The sequence below is a fragment of the Autumnicola musiva genome, assembly GCF_031846585.1.
Classification (GTDB): domain Bacteria; phylum Bacteroidota; class Bacteroidia; order Flavobacteriales; family Flavobacteriaceae; genus Autumnicola; species Autumnicola musiva.
On the sequence record NZ_JAVRHK010000009.1, the window covers coordinates 174057 to 194465 of the forward strand.

A 20409-nucleotide genomic window follows, 5' to 3' on the forward strand; every position below is an offset into this window, starting at 1 on the left:
TTTCCTTCCGCAGAAATAATCAGATAATTAGCCGTACTTCTCCAAGTTCCTGTACCCGGTATGGAAAATGATCCCCGGGTGAACCTATAAACATAAAATTTGTTGGTATATTCCAGCGTTTGGAGAGTTCTTCTATTTTTTCAGGGCCAAATTCTCCTTCTTCCACTATAAATTCAATATGAATATCAGGATAAGCGCGGTCCAGCACTTCCAGGTCCTTTTCCAGGTTCTTCGGAATTTCCTCCCCTTCCTTAAGCACCATCACAATTTTCAGCTTACGGGTAGGTTCATTTTTTTTAATATAGAGCATCACTTTATTAAGGGTTTCCACGTTATCACCACCCGTAAAAAACACAAATTCTTTCCCGCTTATTTCCACAAGTTTATACTTGGTCTTTCTGTTTAGAGATAAGGCCATGTTGCTGCCTTTAGGCAACACCCGGCGAATGGCGATAAGGAAGCCGCGTAAAAGATAATGCCGGTAAAGCATAAAATACACCACCGCCAGGGTAGGTATAAGATATTCAATAAAAATAAGCAGGTATGGCGGGTTGAGTACAATATTGCCTACTATGGCTGTAATTACTGCCGCAATGGCAATAAAGAGAGCAATCCACGTAGCCCTCTCCGGCCGCGGAAGTCTGCCACGGTTAAGCTTAAGCAATATATTCCCTATTCCGAACAAGGCCATAACCAAAAGAAAGGCAATGGTATAAACTCCGGCAAGTTTGGCCAGGTTTCCGCTGGTTACCAGCAAAATGGAGACCGCCAGGACAAAAAAGAGGAGGTAAATCACATAGGAACTTCCTTTGGAATTCTTTTTCAGCAACAGTCGTGGCAGGATCCTGTCCAGCGCCATCCTTTCCATTAATCCGCCCACACCTACATAACTGGTTAAGACCGCTCCGCTTAGTACCAGTGCGGCATCAAGGCTCACCAGGAAGGAAAGCCAGCTTCCGCCAGAGATGCCTCCCAGAAAAGAAAGCAATGCTTCCTGGTGTTCCCCGGCCACATCAATTGGTAATATGGCAAGGGCTAAAAATGCCAGTAGAGGATTAAAAATACTTACCACAATCCACATATTTCTCAGCGTTTTTGGAAATACCCCATCTTTTTGTTCTTCAACATAATTAGCCGAGCTTTCAAAACCGCTAATCCCAAGCATTGCCGCGGAAAAACCAAATATCAGTGCCATGGTTACACTTCCTTCCACGGGCATTTCAAAATTCCGCAGTAAAACATCAAAACCATGTGTAAAGAAAAAGTAGATGCAAAACCCTGAAAGCAAGGTGAGGGAAAACAGATGAAAAAGAAAAATGGCGATGGCCACTTTTGAAGATTCTCCTATTCCCAGAATCACTAACCCCATGAAAACCAATAATAAACCTATGGTTACCGGAAGTATAGGTATGGCATACCAGATGCTGTGCGCGTAATGGGTGGCTTCAGTAGCTGAAATAACCGCCGTAGCCATATAGGAAAGCACAGTAAGCGCCGCAGCCAGGGCCGCGGTGGATTTCTTGGTGGTATTAAGCAGCGCGTTATAGGCCCCCCCGTTTAATGGTAATGCGCCAACCACTTCCCCGTAAATTTTGCGGAAGAGGAACAAGACACCCGCAACCATCAAAAGTGAAATCCAGGCGTACTGCCCGGCATAAAAAATAGAAAGGGCAGATACATAGAGGCAGGAAGAACTAATATCGTTACCACAAATTGCAGTGGCCTCCAGCTGGTTTAATTTTTTAGCCATTATAGAAATTATTTTAAAGTAAAATTAAGCAAGATATAGTGGCTAATTGTCAATCTGCTGTTAAAGCTGCTGCTGCTCCTTTAACAATTTTAGGACTAAAATTTGCTCTGTGCTAATTCCGCAGAGCCTGGTTATCTATCTTCGTTCCCGGTATGGCTGTTATACACAACAGTCCTGAAAAAGAGCCATAAATAATGTTGTTTTGATTTCTGATACAACAGGCTTTATTAATATATTGTCTTATACCTCAGGTTTTTAAATAATTTAAATAATAAGAAGAAATGCTCCAGTGCCTTATTTGAATTTCAATTTGAGCTGCGGAGTTTTCCTTTTCTTAAATCCCGTTAAAATTCACTGTTTCCGCCGCCATTCCTTTAATTTTATAAAAAATGAATTCAACTTATATGGAGGGAGCAATATATCTGGTTCTGGGGGCAATACTTTTAATTCTTGTTATTTACGACTTTTTCTTTACCACGCTTTCCGGCAGTGGCGCAGGATTTATAACTAAACCTGTCTCAGTTCTAACTTATAAGATTACCAGGATGATAGCAGGGGTGATGGGCCGCAGAGTTTATAATTTCAGCGGAATGGTGGTAAACCTAGTAGTGCTGTCCACTTGGGGAGTTCTTGTCTGGCTGGGCCTGTACCTTCTTTATTCCTACGATCCGGCAGGGATTGTTAGCAGCAAAAATGTAGTGGCTACCGATTGGGAGCGGCTTTATTTTACCGGTTATACTTTATCTACGCTTGGATTGGGGGATTTTAAGCCTGTTACTGTACTTTTTGAAATACTTACCAGTTGCTTTTCCTTTTTTGGCTTTATTTTTTTTACCAGTTCCATGACTTATTTATTGTCTGTTTCTTCAGCGCTTATCAATAAGAGGGCAATTTCGCTTAATATTCAGAACCTTGGACAAGATCCTGAGGCTTTGGCGCAGAAGATACTGGATATGGATATTTCCTATAGTTACCAGCAACTAATGTCACTTCAGGAATTAATAGATCGGCATACGGTAAATCATCAATCTTATCCTGTATTACATTTTTACAGTCATAAAGATCCCAGGGTTTGCCTTAGTTTGAATTTAACCAGGCTTGATGAAGCACTGAATATTTTGTTAAGCGAACCCGAGGCTAAAGATCTTCATGAGGAATTACAGCCGCTACGGTCATCAATCAGCAGGTTTTTGAACCACATTAATGAAAACTATATGAAGGTATCCTCAGGTGAAGAAAAGGCAGTTGATTCTTTTGATTTTCCTTATAAGACCGGAGCAGTAGGTAATGAAAAACTAATTGAGCGGAGAAAAATCCTGCTGGCTTTTTTAAAGAGCGAAAGGTTTAACTGGGAAGATGTGACCCGGCGCAATAGTTAGCTTCCAATTGCATTCCTATGGATGTGAGGATTACCTTAGCCGAAACCTTTATTTAGCAGGCAATAATCTTCAACTCCACTCGAACTTCTATTGATCTCAAAGCGTTATTTAACTTCCTTCCGAAGAACCTCAAGTGGCGGACTCTTTATCACGCCAATGCTGTTGCTAAGCCCAATCAATAAAACCAGTAATATTATTCCCGGCAGCAAAAACAGGAAAGGTGTGGTAGAGGGGATAAAAGAAGAATCAAATACCTGCCAGGCAAGCAATTGGCTACTTAACAAAGACAGCAGAATCCCCGATAATGCCCCTAAAAGCCCCAGGTAAAAATATTCTAGGGCAAGAATTTTAAAAATCTGCTTACTTCTTGCCCCCAGCGTTCTTAGCAGTACGCTTTCCTTAATTCGCTGATATTTACTTGTTCTTACGGCTCCAAGCAGTACGATAATACCTGTGAAAATGCTAAAAAATGCCATAAAATTGATCAGCCACGAAATTTTGCTAAGAATACTTTCAATAACAGTAAGCACCTGCCGTAGATCGATAATTGAGATATTTGGAAATTTTCTTACGAGATCCTGTTGTAATGCTGCGGAAGATTGCTCATCAGGAACTTTGGTGGTAAACACTCTGAATTGCGGGGCATCTTCCAGTACTCCTGAAGGGAAAACTATTGAAAAATTTAACTGCATCCGGCTCCAGTCAACAGTTCTTACGCTTCCCACAACCGTATTCAGTAAAACTCCCTGAACATTGAAGGTTACATTATCTCCTACAGAAACTTTAGCATCTTCCGCAAAATTGTTGCTGACTGAAATAGGCACCGGATCCATATCTGTGGCCGTGGGAGTCCAGGAGCCCGTTTCCAAAACTTCAGAATCTATAAGCGAATCACGATAGGTGGTGCGAAACTCATGATGAAGCACCCAGCCATTAATCCGCGAGGTGGTATCTTTTCTTATTTCATCTACAGTTTTTCCTTTTATACTTTGCACATTCATGGTGACAATAGGAATATTTTCGAGCACTTCAAGATTTTTATTCCGAATGGTCCTGTTCACTTCTTCCTGCTGCGGACTTTGAACATCGAGAAGAATCATATTCGGGCTGCCGGATTGTGCCTCCATAGAAGCCTGTGCCAGGAGCATATCTTTTGTAAAGTAAAGTGTGCTGATAAGAAATGTGCCCACGCCAATAGCCAGTACCAAAATTAACGTCTGGTTTTGCGGCCTGAAAAGATTGAGTAGGCTTTGCCGTGCGGTAAATCCCCAGGAAGAAGGGAAGAATTTCTTTATAGCCTTCATAAACAAATGTGCAATTCCTGCTAAAATGGTAAAGGTTATGATAATCCCCGCCACAAAAGAAAGCGAATATTCCCAGTCCTCCAGGATCCAGTAGGAAAATAGAAGGATAAAAAGAAAAATTCCTGCGAGTACAATTATTCCTTCTTTTCCGGACTGGGATCCGCCTTTTTCCTGTACCCGTAAAGCCTGTAAGGGTGATACATAAAGGGTGCTCATTAATGGATAAAGCGCAAAAAGTATAGACATGGAAACGCCCAGCAATAAGCCCATTGCTATGGCCTGTGGCGCGAAAGAAATTTGAACATCTACCGGTAAAAATTCTCCAAGTAATAATGGAAAAACCTGCTGAAGGAGTAAACCGGCAACTGTTCCAATGATCCCTCCCAAAAATCCTATTGCAGCAATCTGGATAAGATAGATTAAAAAGGTTTGTATTTTACTTGCTCCCAGGCATTTTAAAACTGCAACTGCACGTAATTTTTCTTTGATGTAAATATGTATCGCACTTGCTATGCCCACACATCCTAACAACAAAGCAATAAAAGCAACCAGGTTTAAAAATTTCCCGAAATTTTCATATCTGCGGCCCATTCTTTGGCTGGTGGAAAGGTGAGTATCTAAATCGGCATCCTCTTTATCTAATTTTGGATCCAGGTCTTCATCAAGACGCTCCATATCCATTCCCTGCGGGGCAACAAAATAGTATTTATATTCTATCCGGCTCCCGGTTTGTACCAGGCCAGTTTCCTCTATATTTCCAAAAGGAATAAGTACCGGTGGCGCTACAGAACTAAAAATAGCGGTACTTCCCGGCACCGATTTTAAAGCTCCGGCAATCGCTAAGGTGCTGTTGCCAATTTTTATACTATCGCCAGGCTGAATTCCCATTTGAAGCATAACCGTTGCATCCACCAATGCCGCACCGCTTTCCTGGAATACGCTGGCTGCCGCTGGAGGATCTGTTTCTATGATACCGTAAAATGGAAAATTTCCTTTAATTCCTCTTACCTGCACAAGTTTTGCGGCATCATTTTTAGTAAAAGCAGCCATAGAGGCAAAGCTTATTTCCTGCCCGTCCGGCCCGCCAAGGGAATCAATAATTTTTTCCACCTCTTCATTGGGAGGATTATCACTGTCTATAATAAAATCTGCACCCACTAAGGATTTTGACTGCAGCGCGATATTCTTTTTCAGGTTATCTCCAAAAGATTGGATAGAGACTACGGCGGCAATTCCCAGTACTATGGAAGCCATAAACAGGCTGAGCTTTTTGCCACTGGCTTTACCGTCACGCCAGGCCATCTTCAGCAGCCAACCAAATCCTGCTTTGGGAGTTGCATTGTTTTTATTTTCTACCATTGCTCAGCAGTCTGGTTCGATATAATTTTCCCGCCTTTCAGCCTTAAAATGTGACCGGTTTTCTGGGCTAGTTCAATATCATGGGTTACAATAATTAGAGTAGTGCCCAAATCTTTGTTAAGGTCAAAAAGCAGCTGTTCTACTTTTTCCCCGGTTTCAGCATCAAGATTACCCGTAGGTTCATCAGCAAAAAGAACAGCAGGCTTATTGGAAAAAGCCCTTGCCAGCGCCACACGTTGCTGTTCTCCTCCTGAAAGTTGAGAAGGGTAGTGGTGAAAACGGTCTGCCAGGCCTACTTTTTCCAGAAGTTCCATTCCTGTTTTGGAAGCATTTTTAACTGACTGTAATTCCAGCGGAACGGCAACATTTTCTAAGGCAGTAAGTGTTGGTAATAATTGAAAATCCTGGAATACAAACCCAATATTTCTGTTTCGCAGAAGAGCACGGGTATCTTCATTTAAGCTTTCCAGTTTTTTACCGCATAAGTTAATGCTGCCGGAATCCGGCCTGTCCAGTCCCGCACATAAACCTAAAAGAGTGGTTTTTCCGCTGCCTGAAGGGCCTACAATGGCAAAACTTTCACCTTCTTCTACTGCAAAATTAATATTATGCAGTACCTTTAATGTTTTGGAACCGCTGGAATAGCTTTTTTCCAAATTGCTTACATCTAAAATTTTGGCCATTACTTAAATTTGTTTTCCTGAAGTGGACAAAATAAAAAAATGATTTTTAATTACTGATATTGTTATGAAGAACTTGGGAATATGTTATGCTTTGTTGATTATCATATTCTTTTCCTGTGGAGAAGCTAACAACAAGCAGAAGGAAAAAAAGGAAGAACAGCAAGAAGTTGTTGCGGAAGAAAATGAAAACAGTGAAGGGTCCAAAACCATCCTTTTTTTTGGTAACAGCCTTACTGCCGGACTTGGTCTGGAAAGTGAAGAAACCTTTCCTGCCTTAATACAGGAAAAACTGGATTCGCTTAATATGGATTACCGGGTTATAAACGCGGGATTGAGCGGGGAAACTACTGCGGCAGGTAAAAACAGGATCAATTGGGTGCTTAACCAGGATGTGGATGTTTTTGTGCTTGAACTTGGTGCAAATGATGGCCTACGCGGTATTCCTTTAGAAGAAACCAGACAAAATTTGCAGGATATTATTGATATTGTAACAGAAAAAAATCCTGATACTGAGATTATTCTTGCTGGTATGCAGCTTCCTCCAAATATCGGGCAGGATTACACAACAGAATTTAGAAAGATTTTTCCGGAGCTGGCAGAAAATAATAACGTTCATCTAATACCGTTTTTACTTGAAGATGTGGCGGGCAGGCCGGAACTTAATCAGCAGGACGGCATACATCCTACTGCTGAAGGTCAGGAAATTGTGGCGAAAAATGTATGGGAGGTACTGGAACCAATTGTTGATGCTGAAAATCAGGAAGAATAAGTAAGGCCTGGTCTGGAGTATTAAGCTGAACCTATTTTAAGGTCCAATTCTGAAGTTAGAAAATAATTTTACTACTAATAATACTGAATCAAATTCAGGCTGAAGATTTCAATTATTATCAGAGATCTATAATGTTAAAATGAAGATATAATTCAGCTTTCTGATTATAAAAATATTAGAGATGCTTTTAAAAATTTCGTTGAAAAATTGTTTCATGGTGATATTTCTCATCTTTTTCGGAATTTCTGCCGGTGCGTAAAAACAGTTTAATGTTCTATTGATAACCGAAACTGATGGCTGGCACCATGAATCTATAGAGGATGGCATAAAAGCGTTAGAAGAGCTGGCTGACACCCATAATTTCAGCCTGGAAAAGCAACAGGAAGCGAGATTGGAAATTCTTAAGCATAATTTCCCGGGGCTGGAGCATTTTCCGAATAAACTTTTATGGACAGATGAATGGTACGAGTTTGGGAGAGAAAGAACCGGAGGTTTAAATTACCTGATTGCTATTGATGAAAATTCTTTTTATCCTGAAGTAACCTGGAAAAACAGGGATGAGGATAAAAATGGAAATATGATGGACCGGGTTGGAAAAGGAATAGGTGATTTTCATCCCATTTCATGGTATCATGAATATGATGGCGGAAGAGCGTTCTACATTGCTCTGGGCCACATTCCGAAAGTTTATGAAAATCAGTGGTTTCCAGACCATCTTTGCGGTGGTGTTTTTTATGCTGCTACAGGTAAGGGAATAGAGAAATAAGTCCTATTCTTTAAATCCTTCAGTAGATAAAAAGGTGTTATAATTTGTTGAATTAATCATTTTCCTTCAGCACCAAAACGGGAATGTTGGGGTTAAAATCTATTTCCTCTACAAATGGCTGGGCGAACAGCTTAGAGAAAAAGCCCTGCTTTCTTTTATAAATGGCCAGTAAGTCACTCTCCCTGCTTTCAATAAAAAGGCGTGTACCCGTACTTATTGTGGTTTTGGTAAGTGTATGGAAACTGCAATCGAATTTTGAGAAGTAATCTTTTAAGATATTTTTATTAGTTTCCTGTTCTTTATTCAGACCTTTATTGTCGGTATCTATATAAAGTACCCTGATACCGGCCTTAAAACTAGAGGCAATATCCATAAGGGCGGTTAATTCTTTAAGTTTAAAGACCATTCTGAAGCTGGTAGGAAATACAATTTCCCGTACCACATCTGTGGTTGGTGATGATTCTTCAGGTATTACCAAAATAGGACATTTCTCTATTTTTTCTGAAATAGCCGTAACCGTATTATCGTATGCTGAATTAATAGAGACGTTTTCTCCTTTAGAGCCCATGAGGATTAGGTCTATATTTTGTTTATCTACGGCATCCTGTATAGCTTCAGGCAAAGCCTGGTTGGATGAAAGTGTTTCAAATTGGTGACGCTGATTTTCTTTTCTGAATGACAGGCCTTTCAGGATTTTTTCAAGACCTTCCTGAGATTCCTCCCTGGCTTTTTCACCGGTATTTCTTCCTGAAGGTTTGGATAAGGAAAGCTTTTCCGGTAAAGAACTTCCAGTCTGGTAAGCATTAAGCACATAAAAGGTACATGGGATATTTTTGTACAAACCAAATCCGTACACTAAAGCATTCCATGCATGCTTTGAAAAATTAGTGGGAACCAGAATTCTTTTTTCCATACTGTTGTTTTTATAGTTTCAAAGAAGGAAACGACTGTAAATATAATATTTCGGAACCACAATTTTAAAATAAGGTACAGGTATAACCGAAACATTTTTAGAAGAAGTGATTACTACTGTTGTTTTCTAAAAGAGTGGAGCTATAATTGTTCCTTAAGTTTTTTAAATTCCTGCTCCAGGTAATCCAGTTTGTTGGCTAAAGCTGAAGAACTACCTGGAGCTCTACTCAGGATAGAATATTTTACGAGCCAAAGCTCTTTCAGGTCTGCAAGCTTAATTTCAGTATCATCAATGTCTTTATTAGCAGCTCTTAAAATCACTTTTTCTCCCGAAATATAAAATTTACGCAAAAACAACCAATCTTGCATCAAACCTAAAACCAGGCTGCCGCTTTCGATATTGGAAAATTTTTCAGTTGCAATTTTTTCACCAATTACAATATCATTGGGCCGCAGGCTGCGGTCATTTCCTGTCATTTCCATGTTTGTTAAAACATAAGCTCGAAATTTACGGTCTGGATTTACCGGTAAGCGAAGGCAGGGAAGGCCTTCTATAAAATGAGGTTTATCGAAATACCGGATATAATCCTGTTCACTTGCGGGTACTATGCAGGAAACCTCTGGGAAGTATTCCGTATTTAAAGTTCTTTCTGGAGCCAGGTCATTTTTAAATTTTAAAAGCTTGTTTATTGTGAGTTCTGTAGTGAGCAGATCATCTATAGAAATGTTAAAATGACTGGCTATTTTAATAATGGTTTCTATTCGGGGTTCACTGCGCCCTTCTTCATAAGCTCCCAAAGTACCGCGTTTTAATTCAAACATCCCGGCAAAAGCCTGTTGGCTCATTTCTTTTACATTCCTGATATTCCTGATGTTTTTCCCGAAATAAGACATTTTTTCTTTTCGAATTTTATCAATAACTGTATATCACTAGCTAAAAATTATAATAACCAGACCAGGGATAATGTGCAAAAATTAAATAATTACAACAGGATGCAAAGTAAGTTTAATTTCTATAGCGAAAATGTTCAAAATAGCATTTGTGAACTATAGATGAATCTTACTTATATATGAGAATAGTTAATTTAATACCGGAATAGGGTATCAACTATTTATTTAAGAAAATGATGCAATTTGTTTAACATTATTTTCACAGTAGAACTCTATAGGTTATTTTAATTTTAATCTCAAACTTAATCAAAATTAGTTATGAAAGAAAAAGATGAAAAGCCTTCTAAAAAAGTAGAAGACTTGAAAAAAAATATTTCAGATCCTAAAGGTAAAAAGATGACTACCAATCAGGGTTTAAAAGTAAACGACACGAATAATTCCCTTAAAGCGGGAGAACGCGGCGCCACACTTCTGGAAGATTTTATCCTTAGGGAGAAAATCACCCATTTTGATCATGAACGTATTCCGGAAAGAATAGTCCATGCCCGTGGAAGTGGAGCGCATGGTTATTTTGAACTTTATGAGAGTCAGGAAGAAATTACCAAAGCGGGTATTTTTACCGATACTTCGAGAAAAACCCCGGTATTTGTAAGATTCTCAACTGTTGCAGGTTCTAAAGGATCTGCAGATCTTGCCCGTGATGTTCGTGGTTTTGCCACTAAATTTTATACAGATGAAGGGGTGTTTGACCTTGTTGGTAACAATATGCCTATTTTCTTTATTCAGGATGCAATGAAATTTCCGGATTTAATCCATTCGGTAAAACCTGAACCAGACAGGGAAATTCCACAGGCGGCTTCTGCTCACGATACCTTTTATGACTTTGTCTCTCATACTACGGAAACACTTCATAACCAAATCTGGTTAATGAGTGACAGGGCAATTCCAAGAAGTTTCCGAATGATGGAAGGGTTTGGGATCCACACCTTCAGACTGGTAAATGCTGAAGGAAAATCTCATTTTGTTAAATTCCACTGGAAACCATTATTAGGTGTAAAATCGGTAACCTGGGATGAAGCAGTTAAAATTCATGGTGCCGATACAGACTTCCACAGAAGAGATCTTTGGGATGCCATAGAAGCAGGGGAGTATCCGGAATGGGAATTAGGATTCCAGGTGGTACCGCAGGAAGATGAGCATAAATTTGATTTTGACCTTCTGGATCCAACAAAGTTAATTCCGGAAGAAATGGTGCCGGTAAAGCGTATAGGTAAAATGACGCTGAACCGTAATCCTGAAAACTTTTTTGCAGAAACCGAGCAGGTGGCTTTCCACCCCGGTCATGTGGTTCCCGGAATTGACTTTACAAATGATCCATTACTACAAGGAAGATTGTTTTCCTATACCGATACCCAACTTTCAAGATTAGGAAGCCCTAATTTTAATGAAATTCCAATCAATCGTCCGGTAAATGAAGTGCATAACAATCAGCGTGATGCACATATGAGGATGACTGTAAATAAAGGGAAAACCGCATATTTTCCTAATTCTATCGGCGGAGGCTGCCCACATCTTGCGAAAATAGCCGAAGGCGGCTTCAACAGTTATGAAGAGCGCATAGATGCGAAAAAAGTAAGAGAGAGAAGCGAAAGCTTTAATGACCATTTTTCCCAGCCGGCATTGTTCTACCGTAGTTTGACAGAACATGAGCAGGAACACGTGGTACAGGCATACTCATTTGAGTTAGGAAAATGTACTTATGATCATATTAAGCAGCGTATGCTCTGGATTCTAAGTCAGATAGATGAAACACTGGCTGCCAAAGTTTCTGTTAATCTGGGAATGGAAATTCCAGAGGGAATTGATGGTCCGATTAACCAGGCAATAGGAGCCGATGCTGATGTGGAAAAACATCAGCCAGGGACCAAAAAGATGTACCTGGACAAATCCAAAGCATTAAGTCAGGAATTTCTTCCTTCAGAAGGAATAGCGACCAGAAAAATAGCTGTGCTTGTTGGAGACGGATTTAGCGAAAGCGACTATAATAAGATGAAAAAGCCGCTTGAAGAAAAAGGAGCTATGGTTCAGATTGTGGGAGTACACGGTGGTACAATTAAATGTGATAAAGGAGACAAACATAAAGTGGCACATGCACTAATGACCACTGAAAGTGTTGTTTTTGATGCCTTATATATACCCGGGGGTAAAGAAAGTATCAGTGCCCTTATGAAGCAGGCCAAAGCGAAGAAATTCGTTAATGAAGCTTTAAAACACTGTAAGGCAATTGCAGTAGATTCTGAAGGAGAGGAGTTTTTTGATGCTACCTACGGTAAGGATTTTAAATCTGATGAGGCGGTATGTATTAACGAAAAGCCTGAGAAATTTATAAAGGCCATCAGCATGCACCGTAACTGGAAAAGAGAAAAAGCAGCTATGGAAATTCCTGCTTAATTTTTACAATATTTTTCAGAAATTCAAGAGCCATCGTATAGTTGTGATGGCTTTTTTTAGTAATTACAATTTATACAAGTCCGGCTGAGATTGCCTTTGCAGCTATTTTCACAAAAGCCTTAACCACGTTGGAAGCTTTTTCTATGGCTTTTGCAACACCCGCTAATTTTTGGGCAGAGAGGTTTATTTCATCCGCAAGATAATCAAGGGCCTTGGCATCTTCCGTTAGTGTATCAACAAGTTCATTGGTTTTTATGCGGATTATTGACCTTTCTACATTTCGTAAACTAACTGAAGCCTTTTCCAGTTGAACCCTTTCCTCTGCAGTAAGTCCATCTATTGACCGTGCATTTTCGACTATTTCTATAGTATCCAGCAACTTTTCCAGTGTCTTTATCTTTTCTGTATTCATAGCTTTAATTTTGTTCTTCATTTAGAGCTTTTAATGTGCGCCGGAGGTTTGTTACCTGTAAATAAAATACCTGCAATTCCTGGATTGTTCTGTAGAGTTTCTGTTTTTTCTGAATAACTTTCACTAATTCATTATGTGCTTCTTTCAAATCTGTTGTAGCCTGGATAGTTTGCGCCCTTAGCTCTTTTGCAGCATCTATATTTTGTTTTAATCTAAGATAATCCCTTTGTGACTCAAAGGTACTTGCTTTGGTTAACTGCAAGTAGCTAAGATAATTTCTTCTAATCATATTTTCCTCATAAGATATTAATTCCTGAAGATTTGAAGATTCAAGATATTCCAGAAGATTGGAAGTCATTACCGCAATAAGTGTATCTGCTTTAATAACGAAATCCTTGATTTTTTCAGCCTGTTTTCCCCTGATGTATCGGTCACCCCCATAGCCTATAATGTTCCCCAAAGCATCTCCGATTCCTGTTGGTAAACTGCGGGAATTATCAGTAGTATTATAAAGAGTAATCAGGGAATCTATATCCAACCCCATAGTGGCTGCATGGCTTTGCAGATTGTCATTATAATCTTCAGAAGATAAAAGAATAAGGGATTGTGCGTATTTATCTATAACCCTGAAGGTAACATCAATGCTTTCAGAAACTTTATAATCATATTTCCTTTGACTATGAATGCTGTCCAGTTCATTAAGTTGCCTCATCGGGTCTGTTAAGGTGCTGGCATAAAACAAACCTCTTTTCATTCTTATTTCGGCCAGTTCATTCATTATTGCTGAAGGATACGCCGAAAAATTTTCGGTAACTTCGCCAAATTGATGAACACTTTCAGTTTGTGATTTTGAAAGTGTAGAGCAACTAAAAAATAAGGAGCATAAAACTAGCAAAGGAATTATTTTTCTCATTGACACCGATTAAATATTTAGAGGATTAATTTAAACAATTTTTTACTGAAGTAGGTTCAAAATAAAAGGACAGATTATCAACTATTTGCAATGAAATGGATTTTCAAATGTTTTCCAGCCAGGAGTAATATAGGAAATATTCCTAATATTGGAAATAATCCTTATTTGTTTATATTTGTAGTATGAAAAACAATATTTACGCGGTTATAGATGTGGAAACTACGGGAGGAGGTATAAGCGGAAACCGACTTACTGAAATCTGTATTGTGTTACTAGATGGAAATGAGGTTACAGATAAATATACCAGCCTCATTAATCCTGAAAAGATAATTCCGCACCAGATTACTTCTTTAACGGGAATAGATAATGAAATGGTGGCAGACGCCCCAAAATTTCATGAAGTGGCAGATTATATTGATAATTTTATCCGGGGAGCTGTATTTGTTGCCCATAATGTAAATTTTGATTACAACGTGCTAAGGAATGAGTTTAGGGCTCTTGGAAAAGATTTTAAAAGGAAAAAGCTTTGTACTGTAAGGCTATCACGCAAACTTATACCGGGACTCTTTTCCTACAGTTTAGGAAAGCTATGCAGTTCTATAAACATCCCTCTGGAGAACCGGCATCGTGCTGAAGGCGATACGGATGCCACGGTAATTCTTTTACAAAAACTGCTTAAACTTGATGAAGGAGGTAAGGTGATAACTTCCTTTTTACATCCCCATTCCAAAAATGCTACTTTACCGCCCCATATTCCAGCTGAACAAATTAATGATTTGCCGGAGGATCCCGGAATTTATCTCTTTAAAGACAGGCAGCATAAAATTATATATGCCGGCAAGGCCAAAAACATTAAAAAGCGGGTGTTATCACACTTTTATGACAAGAAATCGAAAGAATACCATCTGGGGCAGGAAACCAGTTATATAGATTTTGAAACTACCGGAAGTGAACTTATTGCGTTGCTACTGGAATCTGATTATATCCGAAAACATTACCCAAAACATAACCGGGCACAAAAAAAGCCGACCCGCACGTATCAGATTATCAATTATATTAATCAAAGAGGAATTATTCAGCTGGCTTTGGGACAAACAAGCAAAATAGAAGACTCTGTCTATACTTTTTATAGTCGAGCCCGGGCTCAGGAAATGCTGGAAAAGCTTTGTGAAGATTTCAATTTGTGTCCGAAATACTGCACTTTACAATCGAATGTAAAATCCTGTTCACACTACCGGATTAAAAATTGTAAAGGGATTTGCACCGGTGTTGAAGCTGTAGATGATTACAACAAGAAGGTGAAAAAGGCAATTCTCTCTTTAAGCACCGAAAAAGAAACCTATATTATAAAAGAAAGAGGAAGAGAGCCCGGGGAACAATCATTTGTATTAATAAAAGGAGGGAGGTACCAGGGGTATGGTTTTGTAGAACCTGATGCTCAAATTTGCAGCTTTGAAGAGTACGAGCCTTACCTGAAGTTACAGGAACCCACTTTCCATACACATCAGATAATTAATAGCTATCTGAATAAAAAAGGAATGGGGAATGTGGTTAAGCGGGAAGAATCCACCATGGCATAAGTAGCTGCTGTGGTTTGAATATGTTATGCAGATATTTTAATTGGCAAAATTCTTCTTTGTTTCGTTTTCTCCTATCCGGTGTAAAGGCCTTTTTATCCTTCCATACCACATACCTGCAGGCGTTGCGTATTTGGTGTACCACGCAAATCTGGGTTTTGGATTCAGGGAACACGTTCCTGATGGTATCGGTAAACCCGTTCAGGTTATCGGTGGCCGTGATAAGTATATCTTCAGTGCCCCTGGATTTCATATCGGTAAGGACACTCATCCAGAAGGCTGCAGATTCATTCTTGCCCAACCAAAGTCCAAGAACTTCTTTCTTTCCATCCCTGCGAAGCCCTACTGCTATATATACCGTTTTGTTGATCACTTTGGAGTTCTCCCGTACCTTGAACACGATCCCATCCATCCAAACAATAAGATATACTGGTTCTAATGGACGGTTCTGCCAGGCCACGATATCCTCGGTGACTTTTTCGGTAATCCGGGAGATAGTGGAAGTAGAGACTTCAAAATTGTAGACCTCTCTAATCTGTTCTTCGATATCGCTATTGCTCATTCCTTTGGCGTAGAGCGATACAATGACATTTTCGATCCCATCGACCATATTCCCACGTTTGGGGACGATCATGGGATTAAAGGAAGCATTGCGATCCCTGGGGACCTGGATCTGCGATTCCCCAAAGGAAGTGCGGACCTTCTTTTGACCAAAGCCATTACGGGTGTTGGAGTTGTCGGACTTCCGATTTTTATCATAGCCAAGATGACCATCGAGTTCTCCCTCGAGCATCTTCTCAATGCCTCGCTTTTGCAGGTCTTTTAAAAATCCGTTGAGTTCATCACCGCTTTTGAACTGCTTCAAAAATTCATCGCTAAACAAATCTTCTTTTTTCATACTGTGTAAAATTTAAAATTAGACAAAAAAATAACAGGGGTCGCGACCCCTGTTATTTTTCTATTTACACAGTTTATGAGATAGTCCTATTTTAGAAAACATAAGATTTAAGACTTGTAATCAGCATCATCATAAATATTTTCATAAGTATTTTCTTTAGTAACAAAGAATTCACCGGTTACATATCTAAAGTGCCGATCCAGTAAAGCGATTTCCTTCAGGTCATCCTCATCCAATTGTACACCTGTACTTTGCAGGTTTTCAATAATTCTGTTTTCGTTGGTACTTTTTGGGATTACGGCTGTACCACGAAGTTCACTCCATCTAATAAGCACCTGCCCGGCAGAAGCTCCATGTTTCTTTGCAATTTTTGTAATGGTTTTATTTTCCAGCAGAGAAGGTTCATTATCGGCCTTCATAGAATCTGCACGATCGCCGCTTCCTAACGGTGAAAATGCAGTTACATTTATATTGTTGCTGCTGCAAAATTCCAGTAATTCTTTTTGCTGAAGGTAAGGATGAAGTTCCACCTGGTTCATTTCAGGGGTTTCATTGGTTTTTTTCATAAGATCTTTTAGCTTCATCATACTAAAATTGGAAACACCAATATGTTTTACAAGTCCCTGCTTTTTTGCTTCTAACATAGCTTCCCAGGTTTCAATTACCGGCACTTCTTCAAGAGAATAAAAATCCTCATCATTTTCAGGAAATCCTGTGCCTTTTTTAAAAGCCACCGGCCAGTGAATCAAATATAAATCCAGGTAATCCAGTTGCAAATCTTTAAGCGTTTTCTTTAAAGCAGGAATAACGTCTTCTTTTTTATGTGAATCATTCCATAATTTAGAAGTTACCCATACTTCTTCCCGCTTTAATTTTCCTTCTGAAAATATATCGGAAAAAGCCTCACCTACTTCAGCTTCATTCCCATAGGTTGCGGCACAATCAATATGGCGATAGCCATTATTAAGAGCAATTTTTACCGCTTCTCCAACTTTACCTTTTTTAGATTTCCATGTTCCCAAACCAATGGCCGGCATTTCATCTCCGTTCTTAAAATTTAAACTTTTCATAGTTATTTTATTTTTTCTGAAAATAGCATTAAAATAAGGCTACCCGAAAGGATCGAGCAGGTTTAGCAAAAATTTAATTCTTCGTTAAAGGTTTAATTCTCTAGGATAGCCCGGAAATTTTGAATCACCTTCGGGGATGAAATTCTTCCATAACCTTTCTTAGGTGGCTGCGGTCTACATGTATATAGACTTCGGTAGTAGTAATACTCTCATGGCCAAGCATTTGCTGAATGGCCCTTAAATCGGCTCCATTTTCCAGCAAGTGAGTGGCGAATGAGTGCCTGAAAGTGTGCGGACTAATTTTCTTCTGAATGCCGGCTTTTTGCGTTAGTTGTTTAACAATTGTAAAAATCATTGCCCGGGTCAGTTTTTTTCCGCGGCGATTTAAAAAAAGGGTATCAGAAGAATCTTTCTCCACATTTTGATGCACCCGTTGAGCTTTGTAGATTTCTATAAATTTTTGGGTATAATCAGAAATTGGCACAAAACGTTGCTTATTTCCTTTTCCGGTTACTTGTATAAAGCCTTCTTCAAAATAGAGATCGGAAATTTTCAGGCTAGTTAATTCTGAAACCCGTAGGCCACAGCCATAAAGTGTTTCAATAATTGCCCTGTTACGCTCGCCTTCCGCTTTACTTAAATCGATTGTTGCAATGATTTTATCGATTTCTGCGGTAGAAATAGTTTCCGGTAATTTTCGGCCTATTTTTGGAGATTCAATTAGGTCCAGAGGGTTGTCCTGACGATAATCTTCAAAAATGAGAAAATTAAAAAATCCGCGCAGGCCCGATATTATTCTGGATTGTGAGCGTGCACTATGTGTTTTAGCTACTTCATAAATAAATAGCTGTACGATTTCTTCAGAAATAGAAAGAGGGGTGACTTCTATATGTTTCATTTTCAGAAATTTGATAATCTGCACAATATCCAGACTGTAATTTTCAATAGAATTCTCTGATAATCCCCTCTCGATCCATAGGTAATGGCGGTAATCTTTTAAGGCACTTTCCCATTTCATGCTTTAAAGATAGGAACAATTCCCCGGAAGATCTTAGCAATATTTTAGTCTTGACTAACATTTTCTTAACGCCTTTGAAATGTAAATTTGCATCAAATAAAAAAAGAAAATAAAACAGAAATTATGAAGAGGTCAATTTTAATTATTGCGTTAGCTGTCTTTGGAATTACAGCATCAAACGCTCAGGAATTTGTACAATTTGGTATTAAAGGTGGAGCAAATTTCGCTTCTTTTACTGGGGACGATTATGATTCAGAATCCAGAACCGCTTTTAATGTAGGTGTTCTGGCTGAAATACCTTTAGCAGATAAATTCTCTATTCAGCCTGAGGTTTTATATTCTGCACAAGGATTTGATATTTCCGAAATAGATCAGGATAACATCGTAGATGTAGATGATAATATCGAATATCAGTTGGACTACATTAGTGTTCCGGTATTAGCAAAAATCTACCTTGTTGAAGGTTTAAGTATTCAGGCCGGACCTGCATTTAATTTTAAAGTCAATGAGGAAGTAGATAATGCACCACTTGAAGACGGAGGTGATACAGATGTTAACCTTTCAAATACACAGGATTTTGAAGTTGCTGGTGCTGCCGGACTTGAATATAAGTTTAACAATGGATTCTTTATCCAGGGAAGATATACTTATGGCTTTTCTGATGTAATTGAAGATTCTAACATCCATAACTCTGTATTCCAGGCGGGAATTGGGTTTATGTTCTAAAAGAAAGATTTGAAATATTAAAATTGAAAAAAGGCGGAGGTAATTACTTTCGCCTTTTTTTATTACTGAAGATAAGGGCTTTATAAATTTTTATTACTGTGCTATGAAAGATGCAAGACCGCTGAAAGAAACAATAGACAAAACCCAATCCTAACTATTTGAAATACATTTTGTTTTCGGAATACTATTTTTAAAGGACCGGCTTTCTTTAATATTTTAATAAGCAAGGTCATATTTTCAAATCCTTTTAAGAGTCATTTAGTATAAGGAGTTTCAGTGAATTGTTTCTTTTATACCGGACACTGATAATTTTGAAGATGGGTAATATTTCTACTCATCAAATAAATATACACAACACTTTCTACATAAAATTTTGTTATAGGAAGAACTATACAATTTTCTCTCTTCGAGTTAAATGGTTGATTTACAATAACTTGTCATATTTATAATGAGGTTCATTACTTCATTGGTATAATTATTCCCCTAACTATCACAATTAGAACGAATAACAAAAAATATAAATTATGAAAAAGTTAGTTTTAACCTTTGCTGCAGTTGGATTGATGTTTACCACAACCACTCAGGCTCAAGCTGTAGCGGGAGCAGAATCGCAAATTTCTACGGAAGTAGTTGCCGGTGATGAATTTGAAAAAATTGAAGTTTCTGCGCTGCCTTCTGCAGTAACTACTGCAATAGAAACAGATTATGCAGAAGCTACCATCCAGGAGGCCTGGGTAAAGGAAAAAGAAGATAAAAAGGTCTATAAAATTAAATTGACGGTAAATGGTGAAGAGAAAAAAGTTTATGCCGATGCCGAAGGAAATTGGATAGACGTGAAAGAAAAGAAAGAGGATAAAAATTCCTAATAATTTTCTGTTGGAAATGAAAAGCCGCTCCGTTGAAAGAGCGGTTTTTTTATGGCTGAAACTGAAATCCTGTATCTAAACAAAATTTTTAATGCATTAATTTTCAAAACATAAGGTTTTAATTCTTACTTTTATTTGGTTAACCAACTAAAAATATTTATTATGAAAAAAGCAATTTTACTATTGGGATTTGTCCTGTTTGGAATTCAGTCATCTTTTTGCCAGGATGGAGATTTCATATTAGGAGTAAACGTGGGCCTTCCTACCGGGGACATAAAGGATTACTCCAATTTTAATGCCGGGGCAGATGTAGCCTATCTCTTTGGATTGGCTGATATTGTGAAAGTAGGTCCTACAGCCGGGTACATGCATTTTTTTGGTGAAGACGGGGAAGAAGGAGATGTAGAATGGGAAGTGGATGACATCCAGTTCGTACCAGTGGGAGCTGCCGGCCGGGTGGATTTAGGTTTCGTGGTTGCAGGCTTGGATCTTGGTTATGCCATAGGCGTGAACGATGGAAATGATGGTGGATTTTTCTACAGGCCCAAAGCCGGATTTTCGCTGGCCATGTTAAATATTATAGTATCATACACCAACATTAACATTGAAGAAGATGTTAGCGTTGGCACCTTTAATGTAGGACTGGAATTTGGGCTTTAAATTCA

General features: G+C 38.8%; 17 protein-coding genes and 1 pseudogene. 8 read left to right on the plus strand and 10 right to left on the minus strand.

Going from position 1 to position 20409, the window contains the following annotated elements:
- Window positions 1-19 precede the first annotated feature (19 nt).
- Window positions 20-1750, minus strand: coding sequence for an APC family permease (locus RM539_RS13150; protein ID WP_311503872.1), 1731 nt, complete (start codon window positions 1748-1750; stop codon window positions 20-22).
- A gap of 389 nt (window positions 1751-2139) precedes the next feature.
- On the opposite strand from RM539_RS13150, the gene RM539_RS13155 reads away from it, so the two are divergent.
- Window positions 2140-3129 carry an ion channel gene (locus tag RM539_RS13155; protein ID WP_311503873.1) on the plus strand — a complete coding sequence of 330 codons (990 nt, stop codon included), beginning with the start codon at window positions 2140-2142 and terminating at the stop codon, window positions 3127-3129.
- 104 nt (window positions 3130-3233) lie between these two features.
- Here the strand turns inward: RM539_RS13155 and RM539_RS13160 are convergent, their stop codons facing one another.
- Both RM539_RS13160 and RM539_RS13165 read right to left on the minus strand, forming a co-directional pair.
- Window positions 3234-5792, minus strand: coding sequence for an ABC transporter permease (locus tag RM539_RS13160; RefSeq protein ID WP_311503874.1), 2559 nt, complete (start codon window positions 5790-5792; stop codon window positions 3234-3236).
- Window positions 5786-6475 (minus strand): ABC transporter ATP-binding protein, encoded by a 690-nt coding sequence (locus RM539_RS13165; protein ID WP_311503875.1) that lies wholly within the window; start codon window positions 6473-6475, stop codon window positions 5786-5788. Before RM539_RS13165 ends, RM539_RS13160 begins: the two co-directional genes overlap by 7 nt.
- Before the next feature lie 64 nt (window positions 6476-6539).
- On the opposite strand from RM539_RS13165, the gene RM539_RS13170 reads away from it, so the two are divergent.
- Both RM539_RS13170 and RM539_RS13175 read left to right on the plus strand, forming a co-directional pair.
- Window positions 6540-7244, plus strand: coding sequence for an arylesterase (locus tag RM539_RS13170; protein ID WP_311503876.1), 705 nt, complete (start codon window positions 6540-6542; stop codon window positions 7242-7244).
- Between the two features lie 277 nt (window positions 7245-7521).
- On the plus strand, window positions 7522-8010 hold the full coding sequence (locus RM539_RS13175) for a ThuA domain-containing protein (RefSeq protein WP_311503877.1): 489 nt from the start codon (window positions 7522-7524) through the stop codon (window positions 8008-8010).
- 52 nt (window positions 8011-8062) lie between these two features.
- Here the strand turns inward: RM539_RS13175 and RM539_RS13180 are convergent, their stop codons facing one another.
- Together RM539_RS13180 and RM539_RS13185 are read right to left on the minus strand one after the other, a co-directional pair.
- The gene (locus tag RM539_RS13180) at window positions 8063-8923 is read right to left on the minus strand and encodes a universal stress protein (protein WP_311503878.1); all 861 of its coding nucleotides are present in this window, start codon (window positions 8921-8923) and stop codon (window positions 8063-8065) included.
- Between the two features lie 140 nt (window positions 8924-9063).
- Complete coding sequence (locus tag RM539_RS13185; RefSeq protein WP_311503879.1) at window positions 9064-9816, minus strand: helix-turn-helix domain-containing protein; 753 nt, start codon at window positions 9814-9816, stop codon at window positions 9064-9066.
- Between the two features lie 315 nt (window positions 9817-10131).
- Here RM539_RS13185 and RM539_RS13190 point away from each other — a divergent pair, with 315 nt between their 5' ends.
- Window positions 10132-12264 carry a catalase gene (locus RM539_RS13190; RefSeq protein WP_311503880.1) on the plus strand — a complete coding sequence of 711 codons (2133 nt, stop codon included), beginning with the start codon at window positions 10132-10134 and terminating at the stop codon, window positions 12262-12264.
- Window positions 12265-12334: 70 nt separating this feature from the next.
- Here RM539_RS13190 and RM539_RS13195 read toward each other — a convergent pair whose 3' ends face one another.
- Both RM539_RS13195 and RM539_RS13200 read right to left on the minus strand, forming a co-directional pair.
- Window positions 12335-12697 carry a hypothetical protein gene (locus RM539_RS13195; protein WP_311503881.1) on the minus strand — a complete coding sequence of 121 codons (363 nt, stop codon included), beginning with the start codon at window positions 12695-12697 and terminating at the stop codon, window positions 12335-12337.
- Window positions 12681-13589 (minus strand): hypothetical protein, encoded by a 909-nt coding sequence (locus RM539_RS13200; protein WP_311503882.1) that lies wholly within the window; start codon window positions 13587-13589, stop codon window positions 12681-12683. Before RM539_RS13200 ends, RM539_RS13195 begins: the two co-directional genes overlap by 17 nt.
- A 182-nt stretch (window positions 13590-13771) precedes the next feature.
- On the opposite strand from RM539_RS13200, the gene RM539_RS13205 reads away from it, so the two are divergent.
- Window positions 13772-15169 (plus strand): exonuclease domain-containing protein, encoded by a 1398-nt coding sequence (locus tag RM539_RS13205; protein WP_311503883.1) that lies wholly within the window; start codon window positions 13772-13774, stop codon window positions 15167-15169.
- A 67-nt stretch (window positions 15170-15236) separates the two neighbouring features.
- On the opposite strand, the pseudogene RM539_RS13210 reads toward RM539_RS13205, so the two are convergent.
- From RM539_RS13210 to xerD, 3 genes and pseudogenes are all read right to left on the minus strand, one after another.
- Window positions 15237-16064 (minus strand): annotated as a pseudogene (locus RM539_RS13210) (IS256 family transposase); the annotation flags it as partial.
- Between the two features lie 107 nt (window positions 16065-16171).
- Window positions 16172-17134 carry an aldo/keto reductase gene (locus RM539_RS13215; protein WP_311503884.1) on the minus strand — a complete coding sequence of 321 codons (963 nt, stop codon included), beginning with the start codon at window positions 17132-17134 and terminating at the stop codon, window positions 16172-16174.
- A gap of 124 nt (window positions 17135-17258) precedes the next feature.
- The gene (xerD, locus tag RM539_RS13220) at window positions 17259-18152 is read right to left on the minus strand and encodes a site-specific tyrosine recombinase XerD (protein ID WP_311503885.1); all 894 of its coding nucleotides are present in this window, start codon (window positions 18150-18152) and stop codon (window positions 17259-17261) included.
- Window positions 18153-18275: 123 nt separating this feature from the next.
- Between xerD and RM539_RS13225 the strand changes: the two genes are divergently transcribed.
- The 3 genes from RM539_RS13225 to RM539_RS13235 all read left to right on the plus strand — a co-directional run bounded on the left by RM539_RS13225 (window position 18276) and on the right by RM539_RS13235 (window position 20404).
- Window positions 18276-18878: a porin family protein gene (locus tag RM539_RS13225; protein ID WP_311503886.1), complete on the plus strand. Its 603-nt coding sequence runs from the start codon at window positions 18276-18278 to the stop codon at window positions 18876-18878.
- A gap of 524 nt (window positions 18879-19402) precedes the next feature.
- Complete coding sequence (locus RM539_RS13230) at window positions 19403-19744, plus strand: hypothetical protein (protein WP_311503887.1); 342 nt, start codon at window positions 19403-19405, stop codon at window positions 19742-19744.
- Between the two features lie 162 nt (window positions 19745-19906).
- Window positions 19907-20404: a hypothetical protein gene (locus tag RM539_RS13235; protein ID WP_311503888.1), complete on the plus strand. Its 498-nt coding sequence runs from the start codon at window positions 19907-19909 to the stop codon at window positions 20402-20404.
- Window positions 20405-20409 lie beyond the last annotated feature (5 nt).